Source organism: Glutamicibacter soli (assembly GCF_052322135.1).
GTDB lineage: Bacteria > Actinomycetota > Actinomycetes > Actinomycetales > Micrococcaceae > Glutamicibacter > Glutamicibacter soli.
Window position 1 is genome coordinate 358,773 of record NZ_CM125969.1, and the last position, 18,106, is coordinate 376,878.

Sequence of the window (18,106 nt, forward strand, 5' to 3'; positions counted from 1 at the left end):
TGTTGCCGGCCCGTGGAAGGGGCCGTCAACAACGGTATTTTTCAGCGGATGCGGAGCATACGCTGCAGCAGCTGCAGGAATTCGCGAATGCCCTGGGCGGTGGCCAACTGCCCGGTGTCCAAGGTGGTGCTGCAGTCGCCGAAGTAGTTGCTCATGTCCAATCCGACTCCGAGCGCGCCCACGTCGAGCCCGGTGCCTCGCGCGGCCCAGACGGCGTTGACCAGGTCGTGCTGGAGATATGACTCACCGTTGGCATTGCCGGTGGCGGCGTCCGACGGGCTGCCGTCCGACAGGACAATGAGCAATCGGCGCTCGGCAGGGGACTGGCCGAGCCGCTCAGCGGCCCAGCGAACAGCTTCCCCGTCGATCCCTTCCTTGTAGCGGGGCTGATGCAGCAGCGCCCCCAGGGAGAGCCGGCTGTTCCGCCAGCTTTGCTCCTCGGTCTTGAACACCAGGTGGGCCAGTTCGTTGAGGCGGCCGGGGTTCGGCTCAGCGCCTTGCTTGCGCCATGCAGCCAGCGCGCGGCCGCCGTTCCAGTTCCCGGTGGTGTATCCGAGGACTTCGGTGGGCACGTCGCAGCGCTCAAGGGCGCGCAGCAACAGGTGCAGGAACGCGGCGACCTGCGGCGCGTGATGGCGCATGGAACCCGAACAGTCCACCAGGAAACTCACTGCGGCGTACGGCGCCGAGCAGTGCTGGTCTTCGAGGAAGATGCGCCGTTCCTGCGGCATGGCGACAAGCTGGGCCAGCCGTGAGCCATCGAGCAATCCCTGCTCCGCACCACCGCAGCGCCCATCGACATCCGGCTGGCAGAGCAGGGCCCGAAGCTGTCGGGACAGCAGCGGCTGGTTGACCCCGGACCGCGCGGCGATGTCGTCGACGGTCTGGCGGTATTTTTCGAGTTGCGCACGGCGTATGGATTGGGCGGCAGGTATCTGCCGGTCGAAAGCCGTGGTGAAAATCCGGTAGTTTCCGGGGTCCGCCGCGCTGGCGCCGCCGTCGGACAAGGCCGCCTTGCCATAGTGCTGGGCTTCGTTGGCGACATCAAGATGCAGGGTAAATCCGCGCACGTCCTTTGCCGAGCGTGCAGGGGGTTGAGACCGGCCTCGTGCCGCCCGCCGTGCGGAAATATCCGCGTCAACCAGCGAGGCGATTTCCTGCGCTATTAATGCATAGGCCTGCTGGTCATGGCGGATCGCGCGCAAATTGGAAATGGCTGCGCCGAGCCCGGGAGGGAAGGCGGCCCTGGTCGCCTCGATGCGGTCGCCGATGTCGGTGGGCAGTTCGACCCCGTTGACCTTGGCGTGGGCGAGAACGCATACGGCCCAGAGCAACTGGCCCAGATCGGTTTCCGCCAGCGTTGACCCGTGAAACTGCCAGGCCCAGTGCCAGAAAGTGTGCCTGAGATTTGTCTTCACTCCCGGCAGGGAGCACAGGGATTCGCAGCGCAGCTGTTCGAGCAGTTCAAAGATGAAGCGTCCGCCGTCGGATTCCGGCAGGCGGCTTTGATGGCATTCCAAGGACGAGTGCCTGGTGCGCAGGGCTAGCCCGTCACTGGCCCCGCGCGCCAGACGGATATCGCTGCCGTCGAGTCTCGGGTACAGGTGCCCTGCGTTATACGGAAGCGGCAAGCCATGCTTCCACGCAGTTCCGCCGCGAAGCTCCAGCTGCGGCTCGGAGCTGACCGCGCGCAGGCTCGCGGCCTGCAGCCGCCGAAGCAGCTCCGTGCCCTGTGCGGCGCCCATCTAGGCCACCAAATCAGAAGAATCCAGGGATTCGGCAAGATCCGCATCGAAGCAGCGCTGGTAGTACTCGGCCAGCAGCGGGCGCTCGGCATCATCGCATTTGTTCAAGAACGACAGCCTGAAGGCGAGTGCCGGGTCCTGGAAGATTTCGATGTTCTGCGCCCAGGTGATCACCGTACGCGGCGACATCAGCGTGGAGAGGTCTCCTGCCGCGAATCCTTGGCGGGTTAAGGCCGCCAGCTCGATCATGCGTTCAATGAGCGTCCTGCCGGCGTTTCGGGCTGCCAGATGCGGGACACGCGATGCGACGATGTCCAGTTCCTGCTCGGCCGGCAGGTAATTCAAACTGGCCACGACATTCCAGCGGTCGAGCTGGGCATGGTTCAGGCGCTGCACGCCGTGGTAGAGACCCGTAAGATTGCCCAGTCCCACGGTATTGGCAGTGGCAAAAAGCCGGAAGTCAGGATGCGGCCGGATGACCCTGTTCTGATCGGGGAGAACCAAAGCACCATCTTGTTCCAGCAGGCGTTGGATCACGAACATGACATCAGGTCGTCCCGCGTCGTATTCGTCCAGGATCAGCGCCATCGGCTGGCTCATGGCCCAGGGCAGGACGCCTTCTTGGAAGACTGTCATCGGCTGGCCGTCGCGCAGGACGACTGCATCTTTTCCCACCAGGTCCAGTCGGCTGAGCTGCCCGTCGAGGTTCACCCGCATCACCGGCCACCGCAGCCGGGCCGCGACCTGCTCAATGTGGGTCGACTTGCCGGTTCCATGCATGCCTTGGACCAGAACGCGGGATTTGTGCGTGAAGCCGGCCAGGATGGCGAGGGTAGTTGACCTGTCGAATTGATATGAAGCGTCCAGCGTCGGGACCTGTGCCGTGGCGCGGGTAAAACGGCTCACCGTCAGGTTGCTGTCGATCCCGAAAAGCCCTCGGACGTTGACGTTTTCCCTGTCCGGTGCGTTTTCCTCGGCGACCGCTTGAGGGATTTCGGTAGTTTCCGGGACGTTCATGGGGCTCACCATCCTGATGCTTGGAGTTCGGAGTTGTCGGTCAGGTCTTCGATACGGGCAATGTCCGCGGCGGCGCGCTGCATCAGGGGAAGGAGGCCTTCGAGATCAGCTGCGCTCTTGCGCATGATCGGGGCTTGCACCGCAACACACATATTCGATCGTCCCGATGCATTGGGGACGAGCACTGCGAGGCACACCAGTCCGTCGAGGTATTCCTGCTGATCCAGCGCGTAGCCTTGCTGGCGGATCCGTGCGAGTTCGAATTCCAGTGCGGGGTAGTCGGTGAGCGTGTGGGCGGTGAAGCGGGTGAGCCGATCGTTGTTCAGCAGCCTTTCGCGCTGCGCGGTTCCGAACTGCGAAACAATCAACTTGCCGCTGGCAGAGCAATGCGCCGGAACCCTGGAACCCGGGCCCAGGTGGACGCGAATCGGTTCGGTCGTCTCCACGCGGTCCAGATAGATGACCTCGTTCCCGGACAGCGCCGTGACATTGCAGCTTTCGCCGATCTGGGCCACGAGGTCTTTCAGGATGGCGTTGCGCGCCCCGTTGCGGGTGTCGTTGAGAAGAGTATCCTCGGCAAGCCGGCGCATGCGCGAGCCTGTTGCGTAATGCCGGCCGTCGCTGTGCCGGGTCAAAAGGTTGGAACTTTCCAGCTGTTGCAGCATGCGGTGCAACGTGGGTTTGGGAATGCCGGTTTGGTCGACGAGTGACTGCAGGGTGAACAGCTGGTCGCGGGTGGTGATGAGTTCCAAAAGCGCGATCATTCGCAGAGCTGGCGTTTCACCTTGTACTGCTCCGCTGGGGCCCAAGGAGGGTTCGGTGAGGTTTTCCATTAGTTAGCTCCTAGCCTTGCGAGTTTCATTAAATATTAGCATTTGAAACAAAAAGCTGAACAGGGGTTGACGAATGTGACCCACGACGCATAGTTTTGATCTCAATCCCACTTTTTGTGGAATGTGCAGGCAAAAAATGAGACACAATCAAATGGCTCCTTAGGGGTCCGATGTCCGAAGGGGGCAACATGTCCGAGCAGATCATCGAATCAGCAAACGCCGAGGTTCAGAACTCGGTGGCCAAACGCGAAGCGGTCAAGGGCGCGCAGAAAATGACCTCGTCCGAGGCTTTTGTTGAAACGCTGGTTGCCAATGACGTCACCGATATCTTCGGAATCATGGGATCAGCCTTCATGGATGCCATGGACATCTTCGCTCCGGCAGGCATCCGCCTGGTTCCCGTGGTGCATGAACAGGGTGCAGCGCACATGGCCGACGGTTATGCCCGCGCTTCCGGCCGCCACGGTGTGGTGATCGGGCAGAACGGCCCGGGCATCTCCAACTGCGTGACCGGAATTGCCGCAGCATTCTGGGCCCACAGCCCGGTTGTCATCGTCACTCCGGAAGCCGGCACCAACACCATCGGCCTGGGCGGATTCCAGGAGGCGAACCAGCTGCCGATGTTCCAGGAGTTCACCAAGTACCAGGGGCATGTCACCCATCCGCATCGCATGGCTGAATACACCGCACGCTGCTTCGACCGGGCCATGAGCGAGATCGGCCCGACGCAGCTGAACATTCCTCGCGACTACTTCTACAGCGAGAGTGTCACCGAGATTCCGGCGCCGCGTCGTGTGGACCGCGGCGCCGGTGGAACCAAGTCCCTGGATGAAGCGGTGCAGCTGCTGGCCGAGGCCAAGTTCCCCGTGATCATTTCCGGCGGCGGCATCGTCATGGCAGACGGCGTCGAAGAGTGCAAGGCCCTGGCCGAACGCTTGGGCGCCCCCGTGGTCAACAGCTACCAGCACAACGACTCCTTCCCTGCGAGCCACCCGCTGTGGGCTGGCCCGCTGGGCTACCAGGGCTCCAAGGCAGGCATGAGCCTGATTGCCCAGGCGGACGTGGTTCTGGCCTTGGGCACCCGGCTTGGCCCATTCGGTACCCTGCCGCAGTACGGACAGGAATACTGGCCGAAGAACGCCAAGATCATCCAGGTGGACGCCGACCACAAGATGCTTGGACTGGTCAAGAAGATCTCCGTGGGTATCTGCGGCGACGCCAAGGCAGTGGCCACCGAGCTGGTTGCACGACTGAAGAACCAGGCGTTGGCCTCGGACGCCACCAAGGCCGAGCGCGCGGCGACGATCCAGGACGCCAAGCAGTCGTGGGAAGCGGAACTTGATAACTGGACCCATGAAAAGGACGACTACTCCCTGGACGTCATCGAGGAGGCGGAGCAGGAAGAAGGCAACTGGCTGCACCCTCGTCAGGTATTGCGCGAGCTGGAAAAGGCCATGCCTCGCGACGTGATGGTGTCCACCGATATCGGCAACATCAACTCGGTAGCCCACAGCTACCTGCGGTTCGAACGTCCGCGCAGTTTCTTCGCACCGATGTCCTTCGGCAATTGCGGTTACGCGTTGCCGACCATCATCGGCGCCAAGGCCGCGGCTCCGGAGCGCCCTGCAATCGCCTACGCAGGTGACGGAGCTTGGGCCATGAGCATGGGCGAGGTGCTCACCGCGGTACGCCATGACATCCCGGTGACTGCCATCGTGTTCCGCAACCGCCAGTGGGGCGCCGAGAAGAAGAACCAGGTCGAGTTCTACGGACGCCGTTTCGTGGCAGGCGAACTGGACAACGGCGAGAGCTTTGCAGAAATGGCACGCAGCATGGGTGCCGAGGGTGTTGTTGTCGACAAGCTGGAAGACGTAGGTCCTGCGCTGCAGGCAGCCATCGACGCGCAGATGGTCGACGGCAAGACCACGGTTATCGAAATCATGTGCACCCGCGAGCTGGGCGATCCGTTCCGCCGCGATGCGCTCTCCACCCCGGTCCGCCACCTTGAGAAGTACCAAGACTACGTATAAGTCATAGGTGCCAGCAACTCAACACTCCGATGCCCCTGAACCGTTTATGGTCCAGGGGCATCGGTGTATCTCGAATCCAGCGTTGATTCAGCCGCTGGCAAGGCAGGAAGCCATCCCGAGGCATGCTTCGGAGGCTGCCGGAAAATTGCGAGTCCCTCGGCGCCGGTGATGTTGGCACCTAGCAACCTAGCAACCTAGCGTGTTGCGTATCTGTCGTACCGTTCGGGCAACGGTGCCGGATGCATCGATGACGGTCCAGCCCTGCTGTGCCGCCATCGTCAGATATTCTCGTCGACTCGAAACCAGATAATCCAGTGTCTCGAAATCCTCCGCGCGCGCAACGATACGTTCCTGCGCGAGTGCGGGGTCAACGTCCAAGACGATGATCTGGGATTCCCGGACCATATATTTCGCAAGTTTGGGAAGCAGCAGGCCCGCTGGCTGGCCGCGGAGCCTGCGGAGCACCAACTGGCAGTGCAAGTGGCGATCCATGACGGTTAAGCCGTCGAAACGCGTTGCGGTAAAGGAATTGACTGCGACATTGAGCGTGCGAATGCACGATTCAAACAGGTCGAGCATTCGTACGGGGATCGTGCGGCCCTTGTCCGTGAATTGACGGGTGAACCAGCGACGCCCAGCCGGGTTTGCGACATTTCTTGCGGCTATTCCATCGCGTACGAGTTCATCGACCAAGGCATTGATGGTGGTGGTCTTGCCGCTTCCATCGCTGCCCACGATGATGAGTGTTCGGGAGCCCCCAGTCGGCAGCGGGGAATCGGTTCGGGGTTCTATAACGGTTAGCGCCATGGATGCTCCTGATGGACGTGGCGGGTGTAGTAGTAGAACGAACGAGCAAAAGAGTGGATTCCAGAATCAAGCTGTGAATTCGGTGAACAGATTTCAGGGTAGCGAAAGGCATGCGGAAATGAAGCGAGCCGTGGCCTGGGCAAGACCTGACCCGTCCTGCTCCGGGGTGCGCCCCGAGCGTGCCACCTTGAACGAGTGGTCTCCGCCTTCGAACCAAACCAGTTCGGTGCGGTTATTCAGCTTGGATGCCACATCCGCCATGATCTGCGGGTTGGCGAAGGGATCTCGGGTGCCTTCGAGGAAAAGCATCGGAACCTGCAACGGGTACAGGTGCTCGTCGCGCAGCTTCTCCTCTTTCTTCGGCGCATGCAGCGGGTAGCCGAGGAAGACCAAGCCTGCGGTGTCCATTCCCTCGGACACGGCCACGGATGCCATGCGGCCGCCGAAGGATTTGCCGGCGGCGAAGATGGGAAGATCGCCGGCAAGGTTCTCCGCGGCCCAGTCGCGCACGTGATTCCATACTGAGACAGCCGTCGGCGCCTTGTCCGGAAACTTCTTGCCTGCATCCATGTAGGGGAAGTTGAAGCGCAGGACGCAGATACCCAGTGCGGCGACCGCCTGCGCGTAGCCAGCCATAAACGGGTGGTCCTTGCCGGCTCCGGAGCCGTGCGCTACGACTAGCAGTGCGGTTGGATCATCCGCGGTGTCCAGCAGGGCGCTGACCGCACCGGATTCAACCGGGATTGAAAGTTCTAGGCTCATGGGACCAGCGTAGATGGCTTAGCCATTGATGGACTCATCGTATTCTTCGACGCTGGTGTCTTCGCCGCCGCGTGCTGTGACGGTCAGTTTCTCCAAAGGCTGCAGACCGTCGTTCTTTTCGTTGATGCGGATCATCATGTTGCTGGATACAAACCCTGATGCCGGCAAATCGTAGGTGCCGTCCATCCATGGTCCATCCTCGAGGGTTACCACAAGTTCACCGGGTGCGGGAGATTCAACTTTGTCGATGTAGGCATGCGGATCGCTCGGAATGCACTGACGGTAGATCTTGAGGCTGGTGATTTCCGCTTTGCAGAACGATTCGTAGGTGTCGTTCATGCTGTTCAGCCATTGGACGTATTTCTCCTGCGCCCAGGCTTCGCGGTCCTCCGGATCGGCCCCGGTCAATGCGCGGGTGTAGGTGCCTGAGTACTTGTTGTTTTCGGTGGAGAACGTAATGGTTTCAAGTTCGGGCGAGTCCTTGCCGATGCTCTCGAACATGATCAGACCCATGAATCGAAGCTCATCGGTCGGCCCTTGGTAGGACTCCTGCATTCCGTCCTTGTTGAAGACCATGTCATTCGCGAGCTTGATGTCGATGACTCCGGATTTGGGCGAGGTCCAGCCGGTCATTAAGTTGTAGGGGTACAGGAATCCCTTGGTGGACTTGATCCCGGAATTGTCAACCCACATCTGGATTTTCTCGTCGGCCCAGTCCTGCCCGGAATTCCGGAGTGGTTCCACCGATTGTTCTGCGGACTGGGTAGATGACGGTGCTACGGCCTCGGCGGCAGGGCTCGACGCGGTCGAACCCACTGCCGGGGGAGCCACCTCGGGCTGCTGTGGCGGGGCGGAGCTGCAACCAGACAGCAGGAATGCTGCGGTAACTGCAAGGCCCAGAATGCGGTTTCGGATGACGACCTCCAAGGATATGGCAGAATCTCCAGTCTATGTGCACGGCCGAGAAGAGCCTTCTTCGCACGCAAAAATGAACAATTCGCCGAACGCGGCTGGAAATACGCTAGCTGGCCGGGGTCGCTGCCACCAGTTCGGCCTTGCGGAGCAGCGGGTGCTTGACCAGCTCCCCGCCCAGCGCGTCCAGGATCGCCTGCGCGGAGTCGCCGTTGAAGACGAACACCGGCCCGTCGAAGCGGAAATAGACGTCCTCATGCCATCCGATGGTGCCGTCGCCCAGCGCACGGTGCAGCGCCAGCACGGTTGCTTCCAGATCCGCATCTAATTCCTCGGCCAGACGGGTGCGCAGCAGCACGTATTCGCTGGTGCCCAGCGCGGTGCGCTCGCCGTCGACCTCGATCCATGAACCGCGCGCCAGCCCGTTGGCCACCAGCCAACCGCTCACGGCCGCGACCAGCTTCTTCAGGTCCGGGCAGGAGACCTCGAACTGCACATCGCTGGAGAGCGGTTCCTCGTGCTCCGAGATCGCGGTTCCCGAAGCGACCACGCGCGCGGCGCACTGCTGCTTGGCCGCCGCCACTTCCAGCAGGGCCTGCTCCTGCTGCTGGCGCAGGCGGACGGTCATCGGCTGCGCGAAATGCACATCGATGCGGTGGGTTGCCGGCTGCGCGGACTTCTTGGAGAAAAGGCCCATGAGACTAGTCCCCGTGGGGATCCGATAAGCAGAAGACGATGCCGAAGGGGTCACGCAGTACGCTCCACCCGAAGTCGGGGTCATCCGTGTGCTCCTCGACCAGGGTGGCCCCGGCCGCCAGCAGCTCGTCGACTTCCTTGGCTCGGTCGGCCTTGGCCTCAAGGTCCAGATGCACCCGGTTCTTGCCTTCAGCCACCTCGTCGACCTGCTGGAAGCCGATTCTGGCCGGGAACCCGGGAATCGAGAGCATGGTGAAGCCGGGGTACTGGCCCGCGTATTCGCCGTGCAGCACCAGCCGCCACCAGGCAGCCGCCGACTGCTCGTCCAGGGTATCGAGAGTGATCATGCCGATATTCGCCATGGGTACCAACCTACCGGGGCGCGGGGATCTTGGGTAGGGCAACGCAAGCAATTGACCGGGACGGCGAAGGGCGGCCTGCGGGACCGTTGCCGGTTCCCGCAGGCCGCCCTTCGCTGGTCTGGCTGCGCTGGCTAGCTGCCGAAGAAGTCCATGACCTTTTCCTCGGCTGCCGGCGGAGCCGGGGGCGCGACCTGCTTGGCGACCTTCAGCTTCCCGTCGGCGTAGTCCACGGCGATGGTGTCCCCGGCGGCGACCGCGTCGTTGATCAGCAGGTCGGCAATCGCGTCCTGGACCTTGCGCTGCACCAGGCGGCGCAGCGGGCGGGCGCCGAACTCCGGGTCGTATCCTTCGTCGGCGAGCCAGGCCACAGCGGCGTCGCTGACATCCAGCGAGAGCTCCTGGTCGGCCAGGCGCTCGCCGGTTTCGGCCAGCACCAGCTTGACGATCTGCCCGATCTCCGACTGGCTCAGCTTGCTGAACAGCAGCACCTCGTCCAGCCGGTTCAGGAACTCGGGGCGCATGAACTCGCGCACCTTGCCCATCACCTTGGCGCGGATCTCGCCGGCCTCGCTGGCCGCATTGGCCGAGGTGAAGCCGAAGTTGCCTGCCTTGTTGGCCAGATACTCGCCGCCCAGGTTGCTGGTCATCAGGATCAGCGTGTTGGAGAAATCCACGGTGCGCCCGGCCGAGTCGGTCAGCCGGCCGTCGTCAAGCACCTGCAGCAGCACGTTGAACACGTCCGGGTGGGCCTTCTCGATCTCGTCGAGCAGGATCACCGAGTACGGGTTGCGGCGCACCTTTTCGGTCAACTGGCCGGGCTGGTCATGGCCGATGTAGCCCGGAGGCGCTCCGATCAGGCGTGCCACCGTGTGCTTCTCGCCGTATTCGCTCATGTCCACGCGGATCATCGCGTCGGCCGAGCCGAACAGGTTGGTCGCCAGGGCCTTGGCCAGCTCGGTCTTGCCCACGCCGGTCGGGCCGAGGAACAGGAAGGAGCCGATGGGGCGCTGGGCGGGGGACAGGCCGGTGCGGTTGCGGCGCACCGCGCGGGCCACCGCGGCCACGGCTTCGGACTGGCCGATCACCGAGGCGTGCAGCGACTCCTCCAGCGTCGACAGGCGCGCCTTGTCGTCTCCGGAGATCCGCGAGGCCGGGATGCCCGTGGAGCGGGAGATGACCTCGGAGATCTGGGCTTCGTCGACCACGCGGGTGATACCGGCGTCGCCGGCCTGCTCCGCCGCGGCAATGCGCTCGCTCAGCGCGGTGATATGGTCGCGCCAGGCTCCGGCGTCCTCGAAGCGCTCCTCGGAGATCGCCCGGGCCTTGTCGCGCTCTGCATCGACCAGCTCGGCGCGCAGGCCCTGGACGTCCTCGGTGTCCCCGGCCGCGATGGAACGGCGGGCGCCGGCGATGTCGATCAGGTCGATCGCCTTGTCCGGCAGGCGGCGGTCCGTCAGGTAGCGGGCCGACAGGCTCACCGCGGCCTTCAGCGCCTCAGGGGTGTACTGCACCTGGTGGTGGTCCTCGTAGGATTCGCGCAGGCCCTCGAGGATCGCCAGCGCGATCTCCTGGGACGGCTCCTCCACGGTGACCTTGCCGAAGCGGCGGGCCAGCGCGGAGTCCTTCTCCACCTTGCGGAACTCGTCCAGCGTGGTGGCGCCGATCAGGTGCAGCTCGCCGCGCGCCAGGCGCGGCTTGAGGATGTTGGCGGCGTCCATGTTGCCCGATTCGCCCGAGCCCGCGCCGACCAGCAGGTGCATCTCGTCGATGAAGACGATGGCCTGGCCCTCGGCGTCGGCGACCTCTTCCAGCAGGCCGGTCAGGCGCTGCTCGAAGTCGCCGCGGTAGCGGGTGCCTGCGAGCATGCCGGGCAGGTCGATGGAGATCAGCTGGGCGCCGCGGATCTGCTCCGGGACCTCATCCGCCACGATGGCGCGGGCCAGCCCCTCGGCGATGGCGGTCTTGCCCACGCCGGCTTCGCCGATGAGCACCGGGTTGTTCTTGGTGCGGCGGGCCAAGATCTCGATGACCTGGGCCAGCTCGTCGTCGCGTCCGATGACCGGGTCGATCTGGCCGTCCGCGGCCAATGCGGTCAGGTCGGTGCCGTAGCGCTCCAGCATCGAGACGTCGGACTCCTCGGAGTCCTGCGCCTGGCCGGACTGGGCACGCTGGACCTGCTCCATGGCTGCCTGCTGCAGCGACTGGCCGGTGATCCCGTGCTGGGCCAGCAGGTTGCTGACGGGGGATTCCGGATTGAAGACGAAAGCAAGGAACAGGTGGTCCGGGTCGATGTAGGTCGAACCGTAGTTGCGCGCCACCTGGTAGGCGTCGAACAGGCTGCGCTGTGCGGCGGAGGAAAGCCGGGTCGGCTTCTCCTGCTGGTCCTGGCTCTGCGGCAGGTGGGCGATGGCATCCTTGGACAGGGACTCGATGTCCGTGCCCATGGCTTCGAGGTGCGAACGGATGGGTTCGGTGCGCAACAGCGCAATGAGAAGGTGGAGCGAATCGATTTCGTCATGGCCGTGCTCATGCGAAATCGAGGCTGCGGTGGTGACTGCCTCATGGGTGCGTGCGGAAAGCAGGCGGGTGATATCGATCGGCCGGGCAGCTTGAGCGCGCGAGGAAAGGAACCGGGAGAGGAATTCCTCGAACGAGCCGTTGTCGGGTGAGCCGAAGAATGCTGGCAAGTGAACCTCCTAGTAGAAACTTGAGCGGTCTATGCTCATGTTCAACGTATTCGGCACAAATCTATTCCCGGCACCTGCCGGGAAGGCGTGTTAGGAGACCTATTTCACCATCGGCGAAGCTGCTTACTGATCGCGTGGAATCTCGATGAGGCCCATGCGCGTAGCGGCGACCAGCGCTTGGACGCGGTCGCGAACTTCGAGCTTGGAGAAGATCTTGGCCATATGCGTTTTTACGGTGGCTTCTGAAATCTTCAATTTTCGGCTGATTTCAGTGTTATTAAGTCCGTTCGCCAGAAGGTTCAGAATTTCCACCTCGCGCGCAGTGAGGCCGAGATCCTCGATCAGATCCCGGACTTCCTGACTGGTGTCCCGGTATGCCGATTGAATTGCGGAGACGAGATCCGAAGAAACCGAGGGGGAAATGGCTGCGGTTCCGTTGTGGACCGCATGGATCGCGCTGATGATCTCAGCCGGTTCGGTGTCTTTGACCAAGTAGCCTCCGGCTCCGGCAGCCAGCACGGGGACGAGGTAATCGTCCGAGGAGAAGGCGGTGATGGCCAGGATTGCGGGGCTGTTTCGAGTGGCCTTGATTTCGCGTGTAGCCTCGACGCCGTCCATGACCGGCATCTGCAAATCCATCAGAACAACGTCGACTTTATTGTCCCGGCAAAATTCAACCGCTTTTAATCCGTTATCTACAGATTCAAGCGTTACAATTCTCTGATCCGTTGCTAGGATTGTGCCCAGCGCATTCCGAATTAGAGGCTCGTCGTCGACGATGAGCACTTTGATCTGCTCCATCAGTTTCCTTAGAAAGATACTGCAGGCCAGGTCCGGACTGCTCACTCGAAACTATATATAAGAATACTCAACCATGGGGTGTGTTATGAAGGCACTGAAGATGCTCGCGGTAGCGGCATTGGTACTTGCGCCGGTTACTGCAGTTGCAGCTCCGGCATCGGCCGCAACCGCTGGCAGCCAGCTGATCTCGAAGGGTGGCGCAGTTGCGACCCCAGCTGGCTGGGGCACTGACTTCTCGAACTGGTTCTGCAAGAACTACGGTCTGGCCTGCTAAGAACTTCATCTGCTTGACTTCACCATCTAGCCAGTGAAGTATTCGGCGTATGAAAGCAAGGCTGAAAGACACCCTGACCAAGCAGTTTGCTGGTCGGGGTGTCGTTGTTTGGGGTGGCACCGCAGTACTGTTGGCGATTTCAGCCACCGAGATCATCACCATACTTCAAGATGGATTTAACGAAGCGCCTGAGAGGGCGATCCGTGGAGCGCTAGCAGGAGTGGTGCTTTGTACGGCGCTGATTATTGGCCGTCGCTGGGTTGGCGCGTCTTTGGGTATTTATATTGCCTCAGCGTTTTTTTTCTTCGGGAATGGGCAACTTCTCCTCTGGATAGTGCTTTCTTCTGTGGCGTTTTCGGCATTGGCTGCAACAGCATCATCCAAGCAAATTCGCGTTTGGTACCTGACTCTCTTTGTAGGTTGGATGGTGCAGTTCATTGCAAGAGCTGGTGACGATGCGATCCTAATTCTTATGGTGGCACCGTTTGCGGCATTGTCTTTCGCGCTGACGCGGAGCATCTTCGTTCTGCGTGAACGGAACGTCAAAGCAGTCAAAGATATTGAAGAAGCTGGCCGCAGGGCGCAGCAATCCATCGAAGACGAGCGGAAGAATATCGCACGCGATCTCCACGACATCGTGGCTCATGACATCACTGTAGTTGCGATGCAGTCCAAGGCTGCAAAATTCGCCAATGATGGACAGATGGCGTTGGATGCAATCGACGTTATCGCCAAGCTCAGTACCGAAACTCTTCATGACCTGCGCCTGATGCTCAATGTCTTGCGTACGGATGGAACCATGGCGGATCCGGCCGTGAGCGCCTCCGACAAGCCAGCGGCAACTACGGTTTATGCGGTCCAGGGCGTCGAGCTTTTCTCCCAACGGCTACGTGAGGCGAATTTTGTTGTGTCCTCGCACACCGAGGAAAAAATTTCCGACCTCCCGCGCTCGGCGCAAACCGCGCTCTATCGAGTCATGCAGGAGGCGACGACCAACGTCATTAAGCACGCATTGCCTGGCGGTGAATGCTCCATCTCTCTGACCGTTCATGGCAACGAGGCACGGCTTAAGATTACTAATCAGACCACGGATTCGAGCTCTGGAAAATCTTCCTTGCCAATCGGCGGCAGCGGCCTTATCGGCATGGAGGACCGCATGAAGGCTTTCGGCGGAAGATTCAATACTTCAGAGCGCAATGGGCGCTGGATTTTGACGGCCAGTATCCCGTTCTAGGCCTACCCTCCTACTAAAGTATGATTTCGCAATTCTTGCAGACACGATAAGTTATAGATGTATCGGTGAAGACCGATCACCGGTTAGGTACTTGGTGGTGTTTTGCGAGTGGCACCACGAAGGACCAAGGGTGATTAAAAGGTACGTTGCGTTACTGAGCGGACGATCTTTCATCGGCGTTGTGCCCCCATCGCACGCCGTTGTCCGCAAGTGACGTAACGTACCTTTTATAACGCAGGGCTTATGCGCATTCTAGTGACAGTGTTCACAAAGCGGCAATAGCGGCACGGGAACTTTATATCCTATTCACCAAGGATCCGTGAAAACTGCGAAAGCGAGCCCATGACCATTCAAGCTGAATCCAGCATCTACGAAGCACTTTCGATCGATCCGGCTGCCGCCGATCAACTTTTCTTCGAAGCCCGCAGCGCGAATTCATTCAGCGATGAGCCAGTATCCGATGAAACCCTCGATGCCATCTACGACGCGATGAAGATGGGTCCTACGCTGATGAACAATCAGCCGCTTCGCATTACCTGGGTCAAATCGGACGAAGCACGGCAAACCATCGCTGGAACCATGTCGGGAACGAATGCGCAGAAGGCGCTGACCGCTCCTGCGCTGGCGGTGCTGTCCTTCGACACCGAGTGGCATGAAGAATTCCCGAGCTTCTTCCCCCACGCTCCAGAGCGCAAGTCCATGTTCGAGAATCCCGACGTGCGCACCGCGGTGGGCAACAACAATGCCTGGCTCCAGGCCGGATACTTCATCATGGCCGTGCGCGCCGTCGGCTTGGCTGCCGGCCCCATGGGCGGTTTCGACAAGGCTGCTGTCGACCAGGCCATCAACGCGGACAACAACCACAAGTCGTTCCTGATCGTGAACGTCGGCAAGCCAGGCGAGAACCCGTGGTTCGACCGCCTGCCGCGCCACTCAAGCGAGCTGGCAACCCGCAGCATCTAGCGGATGGGTTGTTCAAGGAAATAAAGGCTGAAGGAGTGCGACGCATCTGTCGCACTCCTTCAGCCTTTAAGGTTTTCCGCGATGCGCCCTATTTGACCACATCGGCCTCAGCATCCTCGGATTCCGCGTTGCCGCCAAGTACGTGGTCGGAAACCTTGGCGAGCGCACGTTCCAGCGCGGAGCGCAGAGCGACAGGCACGGTGATCTCCTCGTCGATCACCACAAGCCCTTCGCGCTCGAAATTGCGCAGCAGGCTTTCGACCTGCGGGATGACAATCTCAAGGCTCGGGATCAGGTGGTGTTGCTCTTCCGGCAGGTCGTCGGTGGTTGGAACCTGCAGCGCGAACTCCGTGCGCGGAGGCGTGCTGGAGGCCGCGTTGCTCAGCACGCCGGCCGTCATTTCCGCGATGGTCGACTGGCCCGGGGTTTCCAGCGTATTGATCAGCACGTGCGAGAAGAGGACTTCCGCGATGAGTTCCTTGACCAGGCGTGAGCCGGGGCCGGTCGAGCCGAGCAATGCCTGGGCCAAAGGCTCGGTCGGCATGGCGTTCGGTGCCTGGTAACGCAGCATGGCGGTGCCGATCAGCGCGTCCCAGTAGGCCGAAAGGCGCGGGACTTCGGCCAGGCTGGATACGGTTGTGCCGTCTTCCGGCTCCCAGAGGACCGATCCGGCCGCCGCGGGTTCCGCGCTCTCGTCGACGGTGATCAGCAGGCCCAGTGCGGACGCCGCATCCTGAAGGGTCTGGCCGGTCAGCACGCCTGAAGGCGAAGTGGGTTTGCCTTCGCCGACCCAGTTGACCAGCTCGCGGGCGGCATAGACGTACGGCATGGATTCCAGCGCGGCGTTTGCCTCGTCGTCTTCGAGGAACGGTGCGATGATCGGCGAATCGCCGGCCATGCGGGAGAGGAACTCGAAGGTCTGCTTGAAGTCATCCACGCTGCCGCCGAAGTTGGCGGTGGTGCCCAGGAAGGTCAAATAGTGCTTGAGGATCGCCGCGCTGGCCTCGGCAACTTCCTTGCCCAGTGACGACAGATGGCCCAGCTGTTCGCCGAGAACTTCAGGGTCAAGCGTCTTCACGTCCACGGACTTGCGCAGCTGGGCGTGCACGGTCAGCAGCGTGGTCAGCCCTTCCAGCGCCGCACGGGTTTCGCTGGCAGGACGGCCCTCTTCCTGGAAATGGCGGAAGAGCTGGGACTTGAAAGGCTGCAGATCCTGTCGGACCTCGGATTCAAAGGGAACCGAGCTTGCGCCTTCACGGCGGGCTGGATGGCCCTGCGACTGCTTTTTCTTGGCTGGTTTGCGTGATGCCATAAGTTTGCTGATTTTCCTTAGCTAGGCAGGAAAGATGATTCCACTCCAGTCTACGCAGGCAGCGAAATCCTCGACCCACAACTGTGCGAATCAGTGGTGCTCCGGAGGCTTTTTATCCGTCGAAGCGTGATTGGCCGAAATAAATACGGCGCTTGAGTTTGATCTCCGTATAAAACGCAGATCACAGGTTGGTGTGTCCTCGCTCACCGTCGAATCCTCAGGACTCGTTGATTTTCGCCCTGTTTCACGCAAAAGTGAGTTGCGACGGCCCCGTGTGGAGGGGCTCTGAAAACTTAGGAGTGTGGATCATGGGTGCAGCTGTTCCTGATCATGTTGTAGTTGTCGGCGCAGGTTTCGTTGGCCTGTCGACCGCTTGGTACCTGCAGGAAGCCGGCGTCAAGGTGACCGTCGTGGACCGCGGCGGCGTGGCCTCCGGCTCGTCGTGGGGCAATGCCGGCTGGCTGACCCCGGCGCTGACCCTGCCGATCGCCGAACCGTCGGTGTTCTCCAACGGCCTGAAGATGATGCTGGATCCAGCTTCGCCGCTCTACATTCCGCTGAAGGCCGATGGGAAGCTGCTGCGCTTCCTGCTCGGCTTCGCCTGGCACTCGACCCCGAAGAAGTGGGAAGAAGCCATGCGCATCTTCTCCGAGGTGGGCCACACCGGCCTGGACGCATTCGACGAAATCGCCGAAGACACCTCCGCGGGACCGGGCGCCCGCGAGCTGACCAAGCCTGCAGACCCGTTCCTGACCGGCTTCGTTTCCATGAAGGACCGCGACGCGCTGCTGCATGAGTTCGAGATGATCCACAAGACCGGTGGCCATGTCGACTTCGACCTGCTTTCCGGGGACCAGCTGCGCAGCATCGAGCCGACCCTGTCGGACAACGTTGCCGCCGGCATCGCCATCAAGGGCCAGCGCTACCTGAACCCGCCGAAGTTCATGGAATCGCTCGCCGAGTCTGTGGTCGCCCGTGGCGGCGACATCATCGGCGCCTTCAACGTCACCGACGTGCGCGACAACGGCGGATCGGTCACCGTGATCGGTTCCGAGGGCCGCGCCATCACCGCCGACCACGTGGTGCTGGCAACCGGCGCATGGATGACCGACCTGGCGGCCAAGTTCGGTGTCAAGGTGGTTGTCCAGGCAGGCCGTGGCTACTCGTTCACCGTGGAACCGGAGAGCATGCCGACCCACCCGATCTACTTCCCGTCCCAGCGCGTGGCCTGCACCCCGCTCGGCGACCGCTTCCGCGTGGCCGGCACCATGGAGTTCCGCGACGTCAACCACAAGCTGGAACCGAAGCGCATCGAGGCCATCGTGGCCGCGGCCACCCCGGTCTACAAGGGAATCAACTGGGAGAACCGCAAGGAAGAATGGGTCGGCGGACGCCCGTGCACCGCTGACGGCCTGCCGCTGGTTGGCCAGACCTCCTCCTCGCGCGTCTCGGTCGGTGGCGGGCACGGCATGTGGGGCGTCGCCCTCGGCCCGCTGACCGGCAAGATCCTTGCCGCCCAGATCACCGGCCAGGCCGCACCGGCCATTTCCCGCCATTTCAACCCGCTGCGCAAGGGTTTCTAGCCCGTTTCGGTCCACACCCGGAACGTGAAAAGGCGAACCGGCCTGCACGCACCCATTCAGGTCGTGCAAGCCGGTTCGTTTACGTTTA

16 protein-coding genes are annotated in these 18,106 nt (G+C 61.7%); 5 read left to right on the forward strand and 11 right to left on the reverse strand.

What is annotated here, in order from left to right:
- Window positions 1–41: 41 nt before the first annotated feature.
- Genes ACTX90_RS01755 through ACTX90_RS01765 form a run of 3 tightly spaced genes read right to left on the reverse strand, consistent with a single transcriptional unit; the run spans window position 42 to window position 3,595 of the window.
- The gene (locus ACTX90_RS01755) at window positions 42–1,745 is read right to left on the reverse strand and encodes a cobaltochelatase CobT-related protein (protein ID WP_443442861.1); all 1,704 of its coding nucleotides are present in this window, start codon (window positions 1,743–1,745) and stop codon (window positions 42–44) included.
- Window positions 1,746–2,762 carry an AAA family ATPase gene (locus tag ACTX90_RS01760; protein ID WP_120991499.1) on the reverse strand — a complete coding sequence of 339 codons (1,017 nt, stop codon included), beginning with the start codon at window positions 2,760–2,762 and terminating at the stop codon, window positions 1,746–1,748.
- Between the two features lie 5 nt (window positions 2,763–2,767).
- On the reverse strand, window positions 2,768–3,595 hold the full coding sequence (locus ACTX90_RS01765) for an IclR family transcriptional regulator (protein ID WP_053797278.1): 828 nt from the start codon (window positions 3,593–3,595) through the stop codon (window positions 2,768–2,770).
- A 188-nt stretch (window positions 3,596–3,783) separates the two neighbouring features.
- On the opposite strand from ACTX90_RS01765, the gene xsc reads away from it, so the two are divergent.
- The gene (xsc, locus tag ACTX90_RS01770) at window positions 3,784–5,625 is read left to right on the forward strand and encodes a sulfoacetaldehyde acetyltransferase (protein ID WP_220124912.1); all 1,842 of its coding nucleotides are present in this window, start codon (window positions 3,784–3,786) and stop codon (window positions 5,623–5,625) included.
- Between the two features lie 186 nt (window positions 5,626–5,811).
- On the opposite strand, the gene ACTX90_RS01775 is transcribed toward xsc, so the two are convergent.
- The 7 genes from ACTX90_RS01775 to ACTX90_RS01805 form a co-directional block, all read right to left on the reverse strand.
- Window positions 5,812–6,360 carry an AAA family ATPase gene (locus tag ACTX90_RS01775; protein WP_181728138.1) on the reverse strand — a complete coding sequence of 183 codons (549 nt, stop codon included), beginning with the start codon at window positions 6,358–6,360 and terminating at the stop codon, window positions 5,812–5,814.
- A gap of 165 nt (window positions 6,361–6,525) precedes the next feature.
- Window positions 6,526–7,194, reverse strand: coding sequence for an alpha/beta hydrolase family protein (locus ACTX90_RS01780; protein WP_443442864.1), 669 nt, complete (start codon window positions 7,192–7,194; stop codon window positions 6,526–6,528).
- An 18-nt stretch (window positions 7,195–7,212) separates the two neighbouring features.
- The gene (locus ACTX90_RS01785; protein ID WP_443442865.1) at window positions 7,213–7,827 is read right to left on the reverse strand and encodes a hypothetical protein; all 615 of its coding nucleotides are present in this window, start codon (window positions 7,825–7,827) and stop codon (window positions 7,213–7,215) included.
- A gap of 388 nt (window positions 7,828–8,215) precedes the next feature.
- Window positions 8,216–8,803, reverse strand: coding sequence for a hypothetical protein (locus ACTX90_RS01790; RefSeq protein WP_443442867.1), 588 nt, complete (start codon window positions 8,801–8,803; stop codon window positions 8,216–8,218).
- Between the two features lie 4 nt (window positions 8,804–8,807).
- The gene (locus ACTX90_RS01795; protein WP_443442869.1) at window positions 8,808–9,149 is read right to left on the reverse strand and encodes a VOC family protein; all 342 of its coding nucleotides are present in this window, start codon (window positions 9,147–9,149) and stop codon (window positions 8,808–8,810) included.
- Between the two features lie 146 nt (window positions 9,150–9,295).
- Window positions 9,296–11,851, reverse strand: a complete 2,556-nt coding sequence (locus ACTX90_RS01800) for an ATP-dependent Clp protease ATP-binding subunit (RefSeq protein WP_047118053.1) — start codon at window positions 11,849–11,851, stop codon at window positions 9,296–9,298.
- A gap of 123 nt (window positions 11,852–11,974) precedes the next feature.
- Window positions 11,975–12,652 carry a response regulator transcription factor gene (locus ACTX90_RS01805; protein WP_047118052.1) on the reverse strand — a complete coding sequence of 226 codons (678 nt, stop codon included), beginning with the start codon at window positions 12,650–12,652 and terminating at the stop codon, window positions 11,975–11,977.
- 85 nt (window positions 12,653–12,737) lie between these two features.
- On the opposite strand from ACTX90_RS01805, the gene ACTX90_RS01810 reads away from it, so the two are divergent.
- The 3 genes from ACTX90_RS01810 (at window position 12,738) to ACTX90_RS01820 (ending at window position 15,123) form a co-directional block, all read left to right on the forward strand.
- On the forward strand, window positions 12,738–12,926 hold the full coding sequence (locus ACTX90_RS01810) for a hypothetical protein (protein ID WP_047118051.1): 189 nt from the start codon (window positions 12,738–12,740) through the stop codon (window positions 12,924–12,926).
- A gap of 49 nt (window positions 12,927–12,975) precedes the next feature.
- Window positions 12,976–14,160 carry a sensor histidine kinase gene (locus ACTX90_RS01815; RefSeq protein WP_047118050.1) on the forward strand — a complete coding sequence of 395 codons (1,185 nt, stop codon included), beginning with the start codon at window positions 12,976–12,978 and terminating at the stop codon, window positions 14,158–14,160.
- A 342-nt stretch (window positions 14,161–14,502) separates the two neighbouring features.
- Window positions 14,503–15,123, forward strand: coding sequence for a malonic semialdehyde reductase (locus ACTX90_RS01820; RefSeq protein WP_047118049.1), 621 nt, complete (start codon window positions 14,503–14,505; stop codon window positions 15,121–15,123).
- 88 nt (window positions 15,124–15,211) lie between these two features.
- Here the strand turns inward: ACTX90_RS01820 and ACTX90_RS01825 are convergent, their stop codons facing one another.
- Window positions 15,212–16,435, reverse strand: a complete 1,224-nt coding sequence (locus ACTX90_RS01825; protein WP_424573335.1) for a hypothetical protein — start codon at window positions 16,433–16,435, stop codon at window positions 15,212–15,214.
- A 308-nt stretch (window positions 16,436–16,743) separates the two neighbouring features.
- On the opposite strand from ACTX90_RS01825, the gene ACTX90_RS01830 reads away from it, so the two are divergent.
- On the forward strand, window positions 16,744–18,018 hold the full coding sequence (locus tag ACTX90_RS01830; protein WP_047118047.1) for an NAD(P)/FAD-dependent oxidoreductase: 1,275 nt from the start codon (window positions 16,744–16,746) through the stop codon (window positions 18,016–18,018).
- The last annotated feature ends 88 nt before the right edge of the window (window positions 18,019–18,106 follow it).

Bases quoted from the DNA above. Each gene is read 5' to 3' on its own strand.
- ACTX90_RS01755 (WP_443442861.1), bottom strand. From the start codon at position 1,745: ATGGGCGCCGCACAGGGCACGGAGCTGCTTCGGCGGCTGCAGGCCGCG.
- ACTX90_RS01760 (WP_120991499.1), bottom strand. From the start codon at position 2,762: ATGAACGTCCCGGAAACTACCGAAATCCCTCAAGCGGTCGCCGAGGAA.
- ACTX90_RS01765 (WP_053797278.1), bottom strand. From the start codon at position 3,595: ATGGAAAACCTCACCGAACCCTCCTTGGGCCCCAGCGGAGCAGTACAA.
- xsc (WP_220124912.1), top strand. From the start codon at position 3,784: ATGTCCGAGCAGATCATCGAATCAGCAAACGCCGAGGTTCAGAACTCG.
- ACTX90_RS01780 (WP_443442864.1), bottom strand. From the start codon at position 7,194: ATGAGCCTAGAACTTTCAATCCCGGTTGAATCCGGTGCGGTCAGCGCC.
- ACTX90_RS01785 (WP_443442865.1), bottom strand. From the start codon at position 7,827: ATGACCGGCTGGACCTCGCCCAAATCCGGAGTCATCGACATCAAGCTC.
- ACTX90_RS01790 (WP_443442867.1), bottom strand. From the start codon at position 8,803: ATGGGCCTTTTCTCCAAGAAGTCCGCGCAGCCGGCAACCCACCGCATC.
- ACTX90_RS01795 (WP_443442869.1), bottom strand. From the start codon at position 9,149: ATGATCACTCTCGATACCCTGGACGAGCAGTCGGCGGCTGCCTGGTGG.
- ACTX90_RS01805 (WP_047118052.1), bottom strand. From the start codon at position 12,652: ATGGAGCAGATCAAAGTGCTCATCGTCGACGACGAGCCTCTAATTCGG.
- ACTX90_RS01810 (WP_047118051.1), top strand. From the start codon at position 12,738: ATGAAGGCACTGAAGATGCTCGCGGTAGCGGCATTGGTACTTGCGCCG.
- ACTX90_RS01815 (WP_047118050.1), top strand. From the start codon at position 12,976: ATGAAAGCAAGGCTGAAAGACACCCTGACCAAGCAGTTTGCTGGTCGG.
- ACTX90_RS01820 (WP_047118049.1), top strand. From the start codon at position 14,503: ATGACCATTCAAGCTGAATCCAGCATCTACGAAGCACTTTCGATCGAT.
- ACTX90_RS01825 (WP_424573335.1), bottom strand. From the start codon at position 16,435: ATGGCATCACGCAAACCAGCCAAGAAAAAGCAGTCGCAGGGCCATCCA.
- ACTX90_RS01830 (WP_047118047.1), top strand. From the start codon at position 16,744: ATGGGTGCAGCTGTTCCTGATCATGTTGTAGTTGTCGGCGCAGGTTTC.